The sequence below is a fragment of the Armatimonadota bacterium genome (assembly GCA_031081585.1).
Taxonomy (GTDB): Bacteria; Sysuimicrobiota; Sysuimicrobiia; order Sysuimicrobiales; family Humicultoraceae; genus Geohabitans; species Geohabitans tengchongensis.
The window spans coordinates 105024-120541 of record JAVHLY010000002.1 but is presented as its reverse complement, the minus strand read 5'-3'; the positions used below and the strand labels follow the sequence as shown (position 1 = coordinate 120541).

The 15518-nt window shown below is 73.7% G+C and carries 13 protein-coding genes; 1 reads left to right on the top strand and 12 read right to left on the bottom strand.

Annotation, left to right across the window (positions count from 1 at the left end):
- Positions 1–49: 49 nt before the first annotated feature.
- The 12 genes from RB146_01635 to hydA form a co-directional block, all read right to left on the bottom strand.
- On the bottom strand, positions 50–451 hold the full coding sequence (locus tag RB146_01635) for a PIN domain-containing protein (GenBank protein ID MDQ7827684.1): 402 nt from the start codon (positions 449–451) through the stop codon (positions 50–52).
- A gap of 12 nt (positions 452–463) precedes the next feature.
- Entirely contained in the window at positions 464–709 is a 246-nt protein-coding gene (locus RB146_01630) for a CopG family transcriptional regulator (protein MDQ7827683.1), read from the bottom strand.
- A gap of 78 nt (positions 710–787) precedes the next feature.
- The gene (locus RB146_01625) at positions 788–1663 is read right to left on the bottom strand and encodes an FAD binding domain-containing protein (protein ID MDQ7827682.1); all 876 of its coding nucleotides are present in this window, start codon (positions 1661–1663) and stop codon (positions 788–790) included.
- 21 nt (positions 1664–1684) lie between these two features.
- The gene (locus RB146_01620) at positions 1685–2695 is read right to left on the bottom strand and encodes an LLM class flavin-dependent oxidoreductase (GenBank protein MDQ7827681.1); all 1011 of its coding nucleotides are present in this window, start codon (positions 2693–2695) and stop codon (positions 1685–1687) included.
- Between the two features lie 30 nt (positions 2696–2725).
- On the bottom strand, positions 2726–4054 hold the full coding sequence (locus RB146_01615; GenBank protein ID MDQ7827680.1) for an amidohydrolase family protein: 1329 nt from the start codon (positions 4052–4054) through the stop codon (positions 2726–2728).
- A 25-nt stretch (positions 4055–4079) separates the two neighbouring features.
- The gene (gene xdh, locus RB146_01610) at positions 4080–6800 is read right to left on the bottom strand and encodes a selenium-dependent xanthine dehydrogenase (GenBank protein ID MDQ7827679.1); all 2721 of its coding nucleotides are present in this window, start codon (positions 6798–6800) and stop codon (positions 4080–4082) included.
- A 9-nt stretch (positions 6801–6809) separates the two neighbouring features.
- Positions 6810–7757: a carbamate kinase gene (gene arcC / locus RB146_01605; protein MDQ7827678.1), complete on the bottom strand. Its 948-nt coding sequence runs from the start codon at positions 7755–7757 to the stop codon at positions 6810–6812.
- Positions 7758–7773: 16 nt separating this feature from the next.
- Positions 7774–8751: an ornithine carbamoyltransferase gene (locus tag RB146_01600; GenBank protein MDQ7827677.1), complete on the bottom strand. Its 978-nt coding sequence runs from the start codon at positions 8749–8751 to the stop codon at positions 7774–7776.
- A 1-nt stretch (position 8752) separates the two neighbouring features.
- A complete protein-coding gene (pyrB, locus tag RB146_01595) occupies positions 8753–9706 on the bottom strand; it encodes an aspartate carbamoyltransferase (GenBank protein MDQ7827676.1) in 954 nt (317 codons plus the stop codon).
- A gap of 78 nt (positions 9707–9784) precedes the next feature.
- Complete coding sequence (locus RB146_01590) at positions 9785–11251, bottom strand: pyridoxal-phosphate dependent enzyme (GenBank protein MDQ7827675.1); 1467 nt, start codon at positions 11249–11251, stop codon at positions 9785–9787.
- Positions 11248–12744 (bottom strand): pyridoxal-phosphate dependent enzyme, encoded by a 1497-nt coding sequence (locus tag RB146_01585; GenBank protein ID MDQ7827674.1) that lies wholly within the window; start codon positions 12742–12744, stop codon positions 11248–11250. The genes RB146_01590 and RB146_01585 overlap by 4 nt, the downstream gene beginning before the upstream one ends.
- A gap of 97 nt (positions 12745–12841) precedes the next feature.
- The gene (gene hydA, locus RB146_01580) at positions 12842–14251 is read right to left on the bottom strand and encodes a dihydropyrimidinase (GenBank protein ID MDQ7827673.1); all 1410 of its coding nucleotides are present in this window, start codon (positions 14249–14251) and stop codon (positions 12842–12844) included.
- A gap of 173 nt (positions 14252–14424) precedes the next feature.
- Here hydA and RB146_01575 point away from each other — a divergent pair, with 173 nt between their 5' ends.
- Complete coding sequence (locus RB146_01575; protein MDQ7827672.1) at positions 14425–15486, top strand: ABC transporter substrate-binding protein; 1062 nt, start codon at positions 14425–14427, stop codon at positions 15484–15486.
- Positions 15487–15518 lie beyond the last annotated feature (32 nt).

Below are 15518 nucleotides of genomic sequence, written 5' to 3'. Positions count from 1 at the left end.
CTCCATCCCCGGGAGGCGGTCACGGGGACGGGACCGCACCGGGCCTCGCTCAGCGGGCGGCGCCCTCGGGGATCACTTCGAAGCCCTGGTCCGCGAAGTGCCGGTCGAAGGCGAACGCCCGCCGCACCCCCCGCCGGCGCATGCACTCGAAGCTGACCCGGTCGACCAGGCTGACCTCCCGGTCGCGCGCGGCGATGAGAGCCGTGAGGGCCATTTCGTGCACGTTCTCGTCCACCCACACCGTGGAGAGCACGGGGAGGAGGTCGTCCCGGAGCGCCTGCACCGCCGCCGTACCGAGGCGCCGCTGCAGCAGGGCGGTGGTCTCGACGAGGACGTAGTTGTGGGTGAGCAGCGGGTCCCCTGCCCGCAGAAGCCCGGCCCAGGTGGCTGCGGCTGCACGATGCACCTGGTCGTCCCGGTCGAGCAGCGCGTACAGTGCGGAGGTATCGATGAAGGTGTTCAGCTAGCGGAACTCCTCAGCCAGGTAGTCGTCGTGGCGGATGCTGACGTCGGACCGTCCCGAGCTGAAGCGCCCGACCACATCCAATGCCCGCCGGCGCCGGGCTTCGGCGGAGTCCCCCTCCGCCTGCCTCAGCAGCAGATCCACGGCCTGCCTCACCAGGTCGGACTGGGAGACCTTGCGTTCGGCCGCCAGCTTCCGCAGGCGCGCGTCCTGGTCGTCCGTGAGCTGGACTTGCCTCCTGATCATACCATTATGATACCACTTTATACCATCATGTCAACCACACACAGGGGCTGCGGGAAAGGGCGATCTGCCCGCGGAGCTTCACGACTGTTCGCGCCAGCGATCCTCCAGCGCCCACGCCAGGGCCCGCCGGGCCAGCACGCGGCAGGCGTGGCGGCGGTAGGCCGCGGTCCCCCGGATGTCGTCGATGGGGCGGGCGGCAGCCGCCACGCGCTCGGCGAACCCCTCGAAGGCTTCGGGCGGGAGCTCCGCGCGCGGGTCCTCCCACGCACCGGCCCGCGCCAGGGCCTGGGCGGCGAAGGCCTCCGCCTCGGGGGCCCGCAGGACCGTCGGGCCCACCGAGCCCAGGGCCACCCGCACCGTGCGCCCCTCCTCGTCGAGCACCAGGCACAGGCTGGCCACGGCGATGACCATGGCGTTGCGGATGCCCACCTTCGAGAACGAGCCCGCGCCCCGCAGCGGGCGCCACCGCGCCCCCAGGATCAGCTCGTCGGGTGCCAGCGCCGTGCGCTTCGGGCCGGTGAGGAAGCGGTCCCAGGGGAGCGTGCGCGGGCCGCGGGCGGCGCTGGCCACCACCACCTCGGCGTCGTAGGCGGCCAGGACGGGCAGCGCGTCCCCGGCGGGAGAGGCGGTCCCCAGGTTGCCCCCCACGGTGCCGCGGTTGCGGATCTGCGGGGAGCCCACCGAGCGGGAGGCCTGCACCAGCGGGAGGATGTCCGGGAGCTCGCGGATGATGCGGGTGTAAGTGACGCCGCTCCCGAGGAACAGCGTGCCGTCCTCGCGCCGCCACCCGGTGATGCCGGGCAGCCGCCAGAGGTCGAGGATCGCGGGCGGGCGGCGGCGGTCGAAGTTCAGCTCCACCATCAGGTCGGTCCCGCCGGCGATGGGCACGGCCTCCGGGGTGCGCGCCTTCAGCGCCAGGGCCTCCTCCAGGGTGCGGGGGCGCAGGACCTCCACGCGGCTGCGGGCCTCCTCTCCTCAGAACTCCCCGTGGGCGAAGGTGTCGATCATCAACCGCACGTCGTCGCCCAGGGGGTACAGCACGGGGCAGGTGCATCCGGCGCCCACGTACTCCCGCACCTTGGCCTGGCACTCCTCGGGCGTGCCCGAGGCGGTGATCATCTGCACCACATCGTCGGGTACCAGGCGCATGGCCCGGCGGATCTCCTCAGGGCCTGCCGGCCAGGTGAGGACCCGGCCGATCTCCTCCAGCAGGCCCGGGTCCACCCCGCTCGCCTTCATGATGTGGGGCTGCTGCCCCAGGTACTGGGTGACCAGTTCCCGGGCGCGGTCCAGCGCGCGCGCCCGGTCCCGGTCCAGCGAGCAGACGACGAGCTGCGGGCGGTCGATGTCCTCGACGCGGCGTCCCGCCCGCGCGGCTCCCCGGGCGAGGGCGGCCATGGCCTGGGCGTTGTAGGCCGGGCTAACCAGGTAGTTGAGCAGGACGCCGTCGCCGATCTCGCCGGCCAGCTCCAGCATCTGCAGCCCGGTGGCCCCGATGTAGATGGGGATCCGGCGCGGGGCCCGGTTGCCGTGCACGATGTCGATCTCGATGTCGGTGACGTGGACGAACTCGCCGTGGTAGGTGACGCGCTCCATGGCCATGAGGCGGCGCGTCACCTCCACCACCTCGCGCATGGCCCGCAGCGGCCGCTCCCGCCGCACCCCTACCTTGGAGGCGAGCGGTTCCCACCACGCCCCGATCCCCAGCATCACCCGGCCCGGGGCCAGGTCATCGAGGGTGACGAAGGTGGCCGCCAGCAACCCCACGTTGCGCGTCCACAGGCTGACCACCCCGCTGCCGACCTTGATGCGCTCGGTGACGGCGGCAAAGGCGGCCAGCGGGATGGTGGCCTCGCGCACCAGGCGGCTCTCCGCCTGCCAGACCGCCTCGAAGCCGTGGGCCTCGGCGTACTGCACGTAGGCCATCCCGTCCCGGATGGGGTGCTTGTCCTGCAGGTAGAGCGCCACCCGCCCCGCGCTCGTCACCGCCACCGCCGCACCTCCTCCCCCGCGCCTTCAGGTCCCGGCCGGCTCGTACGGGTGGGGTCCCAGCGCCTCCAGGCGCTGCCACAGCCGCGCCGCCTGCGCCGTCGCCTCGGCCACCACCGCCGCCCGGTCCACCCGTGTGGGCTGCCGGTCCGCCACCACCAGCTCACCGGCCACCACCACATCGCGCACCTGGGCCGCGCTCAGCCCGAAGACCCAGTGGCCGGCCACGTTCTCCGCCGCCAGCGGCGTGGGCGGCAGGTACGCCAGGACGACCAGGTCCGCCGGCGCGCCCGGTTCCAGGCGACCGAGGAGCGGCTCGCCGAAGAGCCGCCCCGCCAGCGCGGCGGCCGCCGCCAGCCGCCTGAGCGGCCAGTCCACCCCCACCGCGATGTCGTCCTCCCGCGCCCGCCAGTAGGCCGCCCGTCCCTCGGCGAACATGTCGCCCCCGATGCCGTCGGTCCCCAGGACCACCCGCCCCCCGAGGCGGCCCACCGGCGCCCGGCCGACGCTGTTGTGCATGTTGGAGCGGGCGTTGTGGGCCACCGTGGCCCGGTGCGCCTGGATGAGGGCGACCTCCTCCTCGTCGACGTGGACGCAGTGGGCCAGCAGGGCGCCACCGTCGAGGGCCCCGGCGTCGGCCAGGCGGCGGACGACCCGGCGCTCGAAGCGGGCCAGGGCGTCGCGCTGGTCGGCCAGGTCCTCCGCCACGTGGATATGCACGCCGACGCCGGCGGCGCGCGCCACGGCCACGCACTCGGCCAGCGTCTCCTCCGAGAGGGTGAAGGAGGCGTGGGCACCGGCGAGCCCGCGGGTGAGCGGGTGGCGCCGCCGCAGGAAGCGGCGGTTCTCCGCCAGCCCCGCCCGGGCGCGCTCGGGGCCGTCGCGGTCGGTCACCTCGTAGCACAGCACCGAGCGCACGCCCAGCGTCTCCAGGGCCTCGGCGATGACGTCCAGCGCGCCGTCGATGGCGTTGGGGGAGGCGTGGTGGTCGATCAGCGTGGTGGTGCCGGCCAGCAGCGCCTCCAGCCCCCCCAACAGCGCGGAGGCGCGCAGGCTGGCCTCGTCGAGCGCCCGGTCGAGCCGCCACCAGACCCGCTGGAGGATCTGCAGGAAGTTCCGGGGCGGCGGCAGGCGGTAGGGCATCCCGCGGGCCAGGGCCGAGTAGAGGTGGGTGTGCGCGTTCACCTGGCCGGGGAGGATGAGGCAGCCGCTGCAGTCCCGCGCGGGTCCGGCGGCCGTGCCGCCGGCCGCGCCGACCGCGACGACGCGGCCGCCGTCCACGACCACGTCACCGTGCACCAGGCGCGGCGGGTCCAGGCTCACCAGGACCGTCCCGCCGCGCAGCGTCAGGCCCATGGGGAGGTCAGGCCTGCCAGCCGCCTCAGGGAGGGACGGTCCCCGCTGCGGCCTGCGGCGGTGAGACGCCGGGAGACGGCCCCCCGGCTGCCGCCATGGGAGACGACCCGCCAGCCGCCGTCACCGGAGACGACGCGCCGGCCGCCGCCACGGCCCGGCCGACCGCGCTGCGCTTGGGCGCGGCCACCCGGGAGGCCGGGGCGTCGCGCATGGGCAGGCGGGTGCGGCGGATGCCGTCGTAGGCGTGGAGGGCCCCGGCCACGGCAGCGGCGGTGGGCACCATGCCGATCTCCCCGACGCCCTTGGCCCCGTAGGGCCCCTCCGGCTGCGGCTCCTCCACGAAGATGCACTCCACCTCGGGCATGGCCGTCGCCGGCCAGATCCCCAGCGACTTCAGCGTGTCGGTCACCGGCACCCCGCCCTCCACCACGAACTCCTCCGAGAGGGCGTAGCCGAGGCCCATGTGCACCGAGCCCTCGATCTGCCCCTCCAGCAGGGTGGGGTTGATCACCTTGCCGACATCGTGGGCGCAGACCACCTTCGCCACCCGCCCCTGGTCGTCGAGGATGACCACCTGGGTGGCCCAGCCGTAGGCGAAGTGGGTGACCGGGTTGGGGACGCCGAGCTTCGTGGTCCAGTCCACCACGAACTCGCCGTAGAACTCCTGGCCGGCCAGCTCCTCCAGCCGCCGCCCGTCCAGCGCCGCCCGCAGCCGGCGCGCCGCCTCGATCACCGCCCGTCCGCCGAGCACCGTGGAACGCGAGGCGGTGCACTGCCCGGTGTTCAGCTCGCGGATGGTGTCCACCACGACGCGCACGCGGTCGGCGGTGAGGCCCAGCTCCTCGCAGGCGATCTGCTGCAGCGCCGTGTGCACCCCCTGCCCCATCTCCGTCCAGGAGTGGAAGAGGATGACGGTGCCGTCGGCCTCGGGGCGCAGGATGGCCTTGCCGTATTCGGCCAGCCCGTTGCCCACCCCGGTGTTCTTCACCCCGCAGGCGATGCCGGCGTAGCGCGCCGAGCGGTAGATGTCGCGCACCGCCAGCAGCGTCCGCTTCAGGCCCACGCCGGGGCCGAGGCGCTGGCCGGTGGCGAAGATGTCTCCCGTCTCCAGCGCGTTGCGCCAGCGGATCTCCCAGGGGTCGATGCCCACGCGCTCGGCCAGGCGGTCGAGCATCCCCTCCATGGCGAAGGCCACCTGGGGCACCCCGAAGCCGCGCATCGCCCCCGCCGGCGGGTTGTTGGTGTAGACGGCGGTGGCCTCCACGTCGACGGCCGGGACCCGGTAGGGGCCGCAGGCGTGCCCGGCGGCGCGCTCCAGCACCTTGTCCCCCACGCTGGCATAGGCGCCGGTGTCGCCCACGATGCGCGCCCGCACCGCCACCAGGTGCCCCTCGGCGTCGCAGCCCACCGTGTAGGTCATCGTCAGGGGGTGGCGCTTGGTGTGGAAGCGGATGGACTCGCGGCGGGAGAGGGTGACCAGCACCGGGCGCCCCGTGAGGACCGCCAGGAGAGCGGCGTGGCACTGGACGTTCAGGTCCTCCTTGGCGCCGAAGGCGCCGCCGTTGCTCACCTGGGTGACGCGCACCCGGTCCTCCGGCCACCCCAGGAAGGAGGCCACCTGCCGGCGGTCGTCCCAGGGCCCCTGGCCCTGGGAGTAGACGTGCAGCGTCCCGTCGGCTTCCGGGACCACCAGCGCGGACTCCGGCTCGAGGAAGGCGTGCTCGATGAACTGGGTCTGGAAGGTCTCGGTCAGGACGTGCGCCGCACTGGCCAGGGCGGCGTCGACGTCGCCGCGCTTGACCGTGGAGACCGAGAGGACGTTGCCGCGCTCGTGCAGGCGCGGCGCGTCGGGCTGCAGGGCCTGGACAGGATCCGTGACAGGCTCGAGGACCTCGTACTCCACCTCGATCAAGGCTGCGGCTTCCCGGGCCGCGGCCCGTGACGTCGCAGCGACGGCCGCCAGCACGTCCCCCACGTAGGCGGTGGTCTCCCCCTCGGCCACGAACTGGCGCCAGTCCCGCGTGATGAGCCCCTGGGTCCGTTCGCCGGGGACGTCGCGCCAGGTGGCCACCGCCACCACGCCCGGGTAGGCGCGCGCCTTCGTGGTGTCGATGCGCACCACCCGCGCCCGCGGGTGGTCCGAGAAGCGCAGCGCCCCGTGCAGCAGGCCGGGGACGCGCAGGTCGTTCACGTAGGGTTTGGTGCCCAGCGCGAGCTCCCGCCCCTCGTACCGTCCCGTGCGCGAGCCCACCCGGCCGCTCCAGTCCACCGCGGGCGGGGGCACCCCCCGCCCGGCCGCCGCCACGTGCTCGATGGCGTCGACGATCTTCACGTACCCGGTGCAACGGCAGAGGTTCCCGGCCAGCGCGCGGGCGATCTCGGCGCGGGAGGGGGTCGGCTGGCGCGCCAGCAGCGCCTCCGCCTTCATGACGATGCCGGGGGAGCAGAAGCCGCACTGGGAGGCGCCGGCGGCCACGAAGCAGTCGGCCCACAGGGCGCGGCGTTTGGGGGGCAGCCCCTCCAGCGTCGTCACCTGCCGCCCGGCCACCCGCGCCGCCGGCTGGGCGCAGGAGACCACGGCGCGGCCATCCACCATGACGGTGCAGGCGCCGCACGACCCCTCCGGCGCGCACCCGTCCTTCATGGAGGTGAGCCCGCACTGCTCCCGCAGGACCTCCAGCAGGCTGGCGCCGGGTGGGGCCTCGACGGTGACCGGCCGGCCGTTCAGCGTGAAGGCGATGGCCATGACCTCACCTCACTCCAGGGTGATGCGGGTCCCGGCGTCCCCGGCGAGCGCCCGCTCCAGGTTGGGCGGGTCGGTGATGATGGCCTCCCGGCCTCCCCGCTCCAGGTAGCCGATCACCGCTTCGATCTTGGGCGCCATGCTCCCCTGCCCGAAGTGCCCCTCGGCCAGGTAGCGGCGGGCCTCCGGCACCGTCAGGCGGCTGAGCCACTGTTGCTCGGGCCGCCCGTAGTGGAGGGCGACCTGGGGCACGGCGGTGGTGATGACGAAGAGGTCGGCCCCGATCAGGGTGGCGAGCAGCGAGGAGGCCAGGTCCTTGTCGATGACCGCGGCCACGCCGCGCAGGTTGCCCTCCGCGTCCCGCACCACGGGGATCCCCCCGCCCCCCACGCCGATGACGACGAACCCCTCGGCCAGCAGGCGCCGGATCGCCTCCACCTCCACGATACGCCGCGGCCGCGGCGACGGCACCACCCGCCGCCATCCCCGCCCGGCGTCCTGCACCACCGTCCACCCCTCGGCCTGGCGCTGGCGGGCCTTGGCCTCGTCCATGAAGGAGCCGATGGGCTTGGTGGGGTGCTGGAAGGCGGGGTCCCCCGGGTCCACCTCCACCTGGGTGACGACGGTGACGGCCTGGCGCACGAGGCCCCGGCGCTGGAACTCGTTGTGGAAGTGCTGCTGGATCATGTAGCCGATGGCCCCCTGGGTGTCCGCCCCGCAGACGTCCAGGGGCACCTCGTGCAGCTCGTGGGCGGCCAGCTCCGACCGGCGCAGGATGAACCCGATCTGGGGGCCGTTGCCGTGGGTGACCACCACTGACCACCCGTCGGCCACCATGGGGACGATGCGCTGCACCGTCTCCCCCACGGCGGCGTACTGGTCGGGGACGGTCTGGTGCTGGGGGTCTTTGATCAGCGAGTTGCCGCCGATGGCCACCACGGCGGTGCGGGACCTGGCCATGCTGCGCGCGCCTCCCCTAGCTCATCGTCAGGGCCATGACGGCCTTCTGGACGTGCAGGCGGTTCTCCGCCTGGTCGTAGACGACCGACTGCGGGCCGTCGATCACCGCGTCCGTCACCTCGATGTTGCGGTCGGCCGGCAGCGGGTGCATGTAGATGGCGTCCTCCCGGGCCAGCCGCATGCGCCGCTCGTCGGTGATCCAGTCCCGGTAGCGCTCGGCCAGCTCGGCGCCCTCGGCGTCGCTGCGGCCCGAGGCCATCGCCCCCCAGCTCTTGGCGTAGATGACGTCCGCCCCGCGGAAGCCCGCGTCGAAGTCGTCCAGGACCTCGAAGCCCACCCGGGCCCGCCGGGCGTTCTCCCGGGCCTGCTCCAGGACCTCGGGGAGCAGGTCGAAGCCCGGCGGGTGGACCAGCCGCACGTTCAGCCCGAAGCGCGGCATCAGCAGGACGAGGTCCTGGGGGATGCTGAGCGGCTTCTGGTAGCTGGCGGCGTAGGCCCAGCTCACCGTGATCGTCCGGCCGCGCGGGTCGCCGAGCTTCTCCAGGATGGTCAGCAGGTCGGCCAGGGTCTGGTGGGGGTGGAAGCGGTCGCACTGCATGTTCAGCACGGGGGCGCGACTGGCCTCGGCCACCGCGCGGATGTAAGCGTGGCCCGTCCCCCAGTCGACGTGGCGGATGGCGATGCCGTCGCAGTAGCGCCCCAGGATCTCGCCGATCTCCTTGGGGGTGTCGCCGTGGGCGATCTGGGTGGTGCGGCTCTCGATGAACTGGGCGTGGCCGCCCAGCTGGGCCATGCCCGCCTCGAAGGACGCCCGGGTGCGCGTGCTGGCGTAGAAGAAGAGCATGGCCAGGACCTTGTCGCGCAGGTAGGGGTGGGGCTGGCCCAGCGCCCGCAGCCGCTTGAGCGCCACGGCGGTCTCCAGCACGGTCTCGATCTCTTCCTTGCTCCACTCCTGGAGGCTGATCAGGTCGCGGCCGCGCAGGTGCGTCTGCACGCTACTCCACCGCCCCCAGGACCAGCGCCAGCAGCGCCATGCGCATCACCACCCCGTTGAAGGCCTCGATCCAGTAGCGGGCGTGGCGCGTGGCGTCCACGTCCGGCGGCAGCTCGTCCATGCGCGGCAGGGAGTGCAGGACGATGGCGTCGGGCTTGGCCAGCTCGGCCAGGAGCTGCCGGGTGACCTTGTAGGCCGCCGGGGTGGTGCCGCGGTCGGCCACCGCCTCCTCCCGCGGCTTCGTGTAGTCGGGCTGCACCACCGGCTCCATGTAGATGACGTCGGCGTGGCGCAGCACGTCGGCGACGCTGTCGGCCTCGCGGTAGCGGACGTTGCGCGCGTCCAGCTCCGCCTTGAACTCCGGCAGGAGCGACATCTCCCGCGGCGAGACGATGAAGGCCTCCATGTCGAACTGCGACATGGCGTAGAGGATGGAGTGCATGGTGCGCATGCGCATGTCGCCGACGCAGAGCACCTTCAGCCCGTCGAGGGTGCCCTTCTCCTGCCAGATGGTGTAGAGGTCGGTGAGCACCTGGGTGGGGTGCTCCCCCCACCCGTCGCCGCAGTTGATCACCGGCACCGAGGCCCAGCGCGCCGCCTCGGCGGGGGCGCCCTGCTGGAAGTGGCGCATGGCGATGACGTCGCCGTAGAACTCGAGCATGTGCACGGTGTCCTTGATCGACTCCTGGTACCAGTCCCCGGCGCGGGTCATCTTCACGTCGGAGAAGCCCAGCACCTTGCCCCCCAGCCGCAGCATGGCCGCCTCGGTGGCGAGCCGGGTGCGGGTGCTGGGCTGGTAGAAGGCGGTGACGAGCGTCTTCTCCTTCAGGAGGTCGGTGTTGCGCCGGTCCCGCGCGTAGGGGGCCAGCCGGTCGGCCACCTGGAAGACGTGGAAGTACTCCATCCGCTCGAAGTCCTTGAGCGAGAGGATGTCACGGCCGAGGAAACTCCTCATCCTATCCCTCCTTCGGTGCGTCTCCGGCGCGCGCCCCCGGGGCGCGGCGCCGTCGTCCCCGCGTGACGGTGACGACCCTCAGCCCACCCGCTCCACCCCGGTGAAGAGCACGACGACCTGCTCGTGCGCTCCCACCTCGCCCTCGCGCCGCAGGCGCAGCAGCCCGGCCAGCCCGGCCGACCCCGTGGGGTCCACCGGGATGCCGGTCGTCCCCCGGGCGAGGCGGTGGGCCTCCCGGAGGTCCCCCTCCGTCGCCGCCACCGGCCAGCCGCCGGTCACCAGCATCGCCCGCACCACCGCCGCCCAGTCGTAGGTCTCGTCGTCGATGATGCCGTGCGCCACCGAGCGCGGCGTCTCCTCCCAGGGCCACATGAACTCCCGGCGGTGCTGGACGGCGTAGGCGAGGGCCTCCTCGACGGCGTCGGGGTGGGCGGCCAGGAGGTCGGCCCGCGCGCGGTCGCCCTGCGCGTCCTCCGGCGCGCGCCAGGCCACGCCACGCCGGTCCAGGCCGCCCAGGGCCCGGGCCACGACGCGGTCGTAGGCGCGCCGCAGCGGCTGCACCCCCGCCGGCTGGACGGCGTGCACCCGCGGGAGGCGGGGCAGGACCCCGAGGGCCACCGCATCCTCCAGCCCCTGGACCACGGCGCTGGCCAGCGCGCCGCCCCCCACCTGCACGAAGAGACGGTCGGGGACGACCCCCGCCCCGGCCAGCGTGTCGGCGAGCTCGTAGCCCAGCGTCTTGCCGCCCTCGATGGTCAGCCCGTTGTCGCTCCCCTGGCAGGTGAAGGGCAGGCTGCCGGCGGCCACGGCGCGGCGCAGCGCCAGGTAGGTGGGGTCGCCCGATGTGCCCGGCTCGCGCGCGCACGCCACCACCCGCGCCTCCAGCCGGTGGAGGCGCTCGACAACCACCGGGTCGGCCGAGGTGGGGACGAAGACCCGCAGCGGCCACTGCGCCGCCCGCGCCACCACCGCGGCGGCCAGGGCGGCGTTGCCGCAACTGGCGATGGCCAGTTCCGGCCTCTCGTCCCCGCCGGCGCCCCCGAGCCCCGCGCCAGCGGGCGGTCCTCCGCCGGCCCGCCGCTCCACCTCCAGGTAGAGCCACAGCCCCATGAGGTGGCGGGCCTTGTGCGAGCCCGAGACGTTGCCGGTCTCGTCCTTCACCCACACCCCGCCCGAGGGGACGAAGCCCAGATGTGCGCCGAGCGCCGGCTGCGGGACGCAGGGGGTGACGACGAAGCCGCGGCCGTCCACGGCGGCCACGGCCCGGTCGAGGTCGGCCACCAGCGTAGCGAAGGCCTCGTCGCGCATCCCGGCGGCCCGGGCCAGGTGGTAGGGGCGCAGCAGCGTGCGGTAGCGCACGAAGGGGTTGGGCTCCGTCCCCCGGGGGAAGGTCAGGCGCGCGTGGTCGAGGCGGACCGCCAGCACGTGGTCCACCTCGGGGAGGGCGTCGGCCCGAGGGCAGCGGGCCAGCCAGCCGGCCCGCTCCGGGGCCTCGTAGCCGCACCCCGTGCAGCGCAGGACCGAGGGCACCGGCACCGCGCTCACCGCCCGGCCAGCACCCCCGTGCGGGCGTTGAACTCCCGGATCAGCGCGTCCCACACCGGAAGGAGGTCGCGCAGCGCCGTCCAGAACTGCGGCTGCCGGCGGGCCTCGAACGCGTCCAGCGGGACCCCCTGCTGCTCGACCCAGGTGAAGTAGCCCAGGTTGAAGATGCGGTGGCGCTCCAGGGTCGTGCACTCCCGCAGGTGGTCGGTGTCCACCCCGCGCAGGGACTCGGCGAAGACCTCCGCGGCCGCCGCCGCGTCAAAGCCTCCCGGGAAGTCGCGGCGCAGGACCTTCTCGCGCTCGCTGGCGTACAGCGCCGCGCCGTCGGTGGCCACCGTGACCAGGCAGTCCTCCGGTCCCAGGCGGAAGTGCTTGGCCGTCTTGATGGCGGCCAGCACGTTGCAGATGCTCGACAGGCCGAACGCCGGCAGCGCCGCCAGGACCGCCTCCGGCACCCCGGCCCGCTCGCGCAGGTACGCCTGCCCGGCCGGGCTGCTGAAGAGCACCCCCAGCCGGTCGGTGTGGCGGTCGGAGATCGCGGTGACGACGTCGGTGTTCATGACGTTGTGGATCAGCGGGATGTGCTTATCGCCGATCCCCTGGATGTTGTGCTCGCCGTAGCCGTTGTAGAGCATGGTCGGACACTCCAGCGCCTCCACCGCCACGATGCGGGCCCCGTAGCGCTCCTTCAGGTAGTCACCGGCGCCGAGCGTCCCCGCCGAGCCGGAGGCGGCGACGAAGGCGGCCAGGCGCAGCCCGGGCGTGCGCTCGCGCAGCGTCTCGTAGAGGTGGCCCAGCGCCCGCCCCGTCACCAGGTAGTGCGCCAGGTGGTTGCCGAACTCGGCGAACTGGTTGACGATGACGTTCCGCGGGTCGCGGGCCAGCTCGCGGCAGCGGTCGTAGATCTCCTTCACGTTGCTCTCGGTCCCGGGCGTGCGGACGATGTCCTCCGGCTCGGCCACCCACCGCTCCAGCCAGGCGAAGCGCTCCCGGCTCATCCCCTCGGGGAGGACGGCGATGCCCCGGCACCCCATGATGCGGCTGATGGCCACGCCGCCGCGGGCGTAGTTGCCGGTGGAGGGCCACACCGCCCGCTGGGTGGTGGGGTCAAACTGGCCGGTGACCACGCGCGGGGCCAGGCAGCCGTAGGCGGCCAGGACCTTGTGGGCGTGGATCATCGGGAAGCGGTCCCCGAGCGCGACCACGATGGGCGCGTCCACGCCGGTCAGCGCCCGCGGCAGGACGACGTGCTCGGGGACGGCGACGCGGCGCCGGTCGGCGCCATTGTACCAGTGCACTCGGTAGAGGTTCAGGGGCTCGGGGGCGTCCGGGTCGACCGCTGCCAGCGCCTCCTGCACCCTGTCGGGGATCCGGGTGGGGTCGGCCAGCTCGGCGAAGGTCGGCAGCGCCACGCGCGCCTGGCGCAAGCGGGCCACCGCCCGCTCGTACACCTCCCGGTCGACGATCTCCCGCTCCAGGCCCAGGTGCCGCATCGCGATGCCTCCGCTCCGTCCCCGCCCGGTAGCCGTGACAACGACATATCTTCGTTGTCACACGCCGGACGCGCTGACCTCCAGACGTCGTGACACCCTAGACGGCCGGCCCGCCCACCCCTGGGCGCGACGGGCCGAAGCGCTGGCGGCGCAGGAACCGCCCCGTCCCCGCCTCGCCCAGGAAGCGGCCGCCGTCCACCACCTGGCGCCCGCGCACCCACACCCCCACGGGGACGCCGCGCACGCGCATCCCCTCGAAGAGGTTGTAGTCGACCCGCATGTGGTGGCGGGCAACGCTGAGGGTGCGCTCGGCCGTCGGGTCCCAGAGGACCAGGTCCGCCTCCGCACCCACCGCCAGCGTGCCCTTGCGGGGGTAGAGGCCAAAGAGCTTCGCCGGGTTGGTGGCCGTGACCTCCACGAAGCGGTGCAGGTCGATTCGCCCGGTGGCCACGCCCTGCGCGTAGAGGACGACCAGCCGGTCCTCGATCACCGGCAAGCCGTTGGGGATCCGGCTGAAGTCCTCGCGCCCCAGCGTCTTCTGCCCTTCGTAGAAGAAGGGGCAGTGGTCGGTGGCCACGACGGCGAGGGTGCCGTCCCGCAGCCCCTCCCACAGCGCCGCCTGGTCGGCGGCGGTGCGTAGGGGAGGCGAGCAGACGAACTTGGCCCCCTCGAACCCCGGCCGCTCCAGCGCCTCAGCGGTGAGGCAGAGGTACTGGGGACAGGTCTCGGCCCACACCGGCTGCCCGCGGGCGTGGGCGGCCCGCACCGCCTCAAGCGCCCCCGCGCAGGTGAGGTGGACGACGTAGAGGGGGGCCTCCGCCAGCGCCGCCAGGGCGATGGCCCGGTGGGTGGCCTCGGCCTCCAGGATCGCCGGGCGGCTCCGGGGGTGCTCGCGCGGCTCCCGCCGCCCCGCCGCCACCGCCTCGCGCACCAGCAGATCGACGACGTCGCCGTTCTCGCAGTGGACCAGGGTGAGCAGCCCGTGGGCGCCCGCCAGGCGCAGGACCGTGAAGAGCGCGGCGTCGTCCACCTGCAGCCGCCCCTTGTAGGCCATGAGGACCTTCACGGAGGTGACGCCCCACTCGGGCAGGCGGGGGATCTCGGCGAGGGCCTCGGGGGTGGGGTCAGCCACGGTCATGTGGAAGCCGTAGTCGATGACGGCCTTGCCCTCCGCCCGGGCCTGCCAGCGGTCCAGCGCCTCGCGCAGCGTCCCGCCGCGCTCCTGGATGGCGAAGTCGATGTGCGACGTCGTGCCGCCGAAAGCGGCCGCCACCTGGCCGGTGTAGAAGTCGTCGGAGGAGGTGATCCCGTCGAGCGGCATGTCCAGGTGGGTGTGGACGTCGATGCCGCCGGGGAGGAGGTAGCACCCCCCGGCGTCCACGACGGTGGCGCCCGAGGCGGGCAGGTCCTCGCCGACGGCGGTAATGCGCTCCCCCTCGACCAGCAGATCGGCCCGAAACCGGTCGGTCGCGGTGACGAGGGTGGCGCCCCGGAACAGGGTCTTCATCGGCCTCCCATCGAGGGGCCCGCTCCAGCCCCGTGGAGCGGGCCAGGTCCTCCCGCGGCTGTCTGAGAGGAAAGGCCGGGGAACACTCGGAATCAGATTTCCACCTGCTCGCCGCGGACGCCTGCCCTGCGGGTGACCGCCGCGCGGGGGCAGGTGGGAGGGGGGAGGCTCGCATGGTCCACCGGGTTGCCCACCGGTTGCTGCGCGGGGCTGTCCTGGCCGCCCTGGTGCTGGCGACCACGACCCTGGCGTTCGCCCAGGCGCCGGCGCGCCCCGCACGTCCCGTCACCTGGAAGTTCACCCTGGACTTCCTCCTCCAGGGTCCCCAGGCCCCCTTCCTGGTGGCGCTGGAGAAGGGCTACTTCGCCCGGGAGGGGGTGCACCTGACCATCGACCGCGGCTTCGGCTCCGCCGACGCGGTGGCCAAGATCGCCGGCGGCGCCTACGACCTGGGCTACGCGGACATCAACACGATGATCGAGTTCAACGTCCGCAACCCGGGCAAGGAGCTCGTGGCCTTCGTCATGGTGCTCAACGCGCCGCCCTTCGCCATCCTCACGCTGCGGCGCGAGAACATCCGCACCCCGCAGGACCTCGTGGGCAAGCGCCTGGGGGCGCCGGCCGGGGACGCGCCGCGCCGGCTCTTCCCGGTCTTCGCCCGCGCCGTGGGCATCCACCCCGACTCGGTGGAGTGGGTGACGATGGACGTGCCGCTGCGCGAACCCTCCCTCATCCGCGGCAGCGTGAACGCCATCACCGGCTTCTACTTCACCGCGTTCATCAACCTGAAGGCCACCGGCGTCCGGCCGGAGGACATCGTGGCCTTCCTCTACAGCGACTACGGGCTGCCGCTCTACGGGAACGCCGTCATGGCCCCGCGGGCGCTGCTCGAGCGGGAGCCGGCGGCCGTGCGGGGGTTCGTGCGGGCCTTCATCCGCGGGGTCGCCGACAGCATCGCCTCCCCTCAGGAGGCCGTGGCGCTGCTCAAGCGCCGCGACCCGCTGCTGAACGAGGCGGTGGAGCAGGAGCGGCTGCTGTTGGCGCTGCGGGCCAACATCCTCACCCGGGAGGTCCAGGCCGACGGCTTCGGGGGCGTGCGACCGGAGCGGCTGGCGCGGGCCATCGACGCGGTGGCGCTGGCCTTCGGCCTGCCCACCAAGCCGACGTGGTACGAGGTCTTCACCCCGCGCTTCCTCCCGCCGAAGAAAGACCGGATGCTGCCGCCGCTGCGCTGAGGACGCTGCCCGCCCCCCACGTCGCGCCCGTG

Coding starts and splice junctions, on each gene's coding strand:
- RB146_01630 (MDQ7827683.1), bottom strand. CDS start 709: ATGATCAGGAGGCAAGTCCAGCTCACGGACGACCAGGACGCGCGCCTG.
- RB146_01615 (MDQ7827680.1), bottom strand. CDS start 4,054: ATGGGCCTGACGCTGCGCGGCGGGACGGTCCTGGTGAGCCTGGACCCG.
- xdh (MDQ7827679.1), bottom strand. CDS start 6,800: ATGGCCATCGCCTTCACGCTGAACGGCCGGCCGGTCACCGTCGAGGCC.
- arcC (MDQ7827678.1), bottom strand. CDS start 7,757: ATGGCCAGGTCCCGCACCGCCGTGGTGGCCATCGGCGGCAACTCGCTG.
- pyrB (MDQ7827676.1), bottom strand. CDS start 9,706: ATGAGGAGTTTCCTCGGCCGTGACATCCTCTCGCTCAAGGACTTCGAG.
- RB146_01585 (MDQ7827674.1), bottom strand. CDS start 12,744: ATGCGGCACCTGGGCCTGGAGCGGGAGATCGTCGACCGGGAGGTGTAC.
- hydA (MDQ7827673.1), bottom strand. CDS start 14,251: ATGAAGACCCTGTTCCGGGGCGCCACCCTCGTCACCGCGACCGACCGG.
- RB146_01575 (MDQ7827672.1), top strand. CDS start 14,425: ATGGTCCACCGGGTTGCCCACCGGTTGCTGCGCGGGGCTGTCCTGGCC.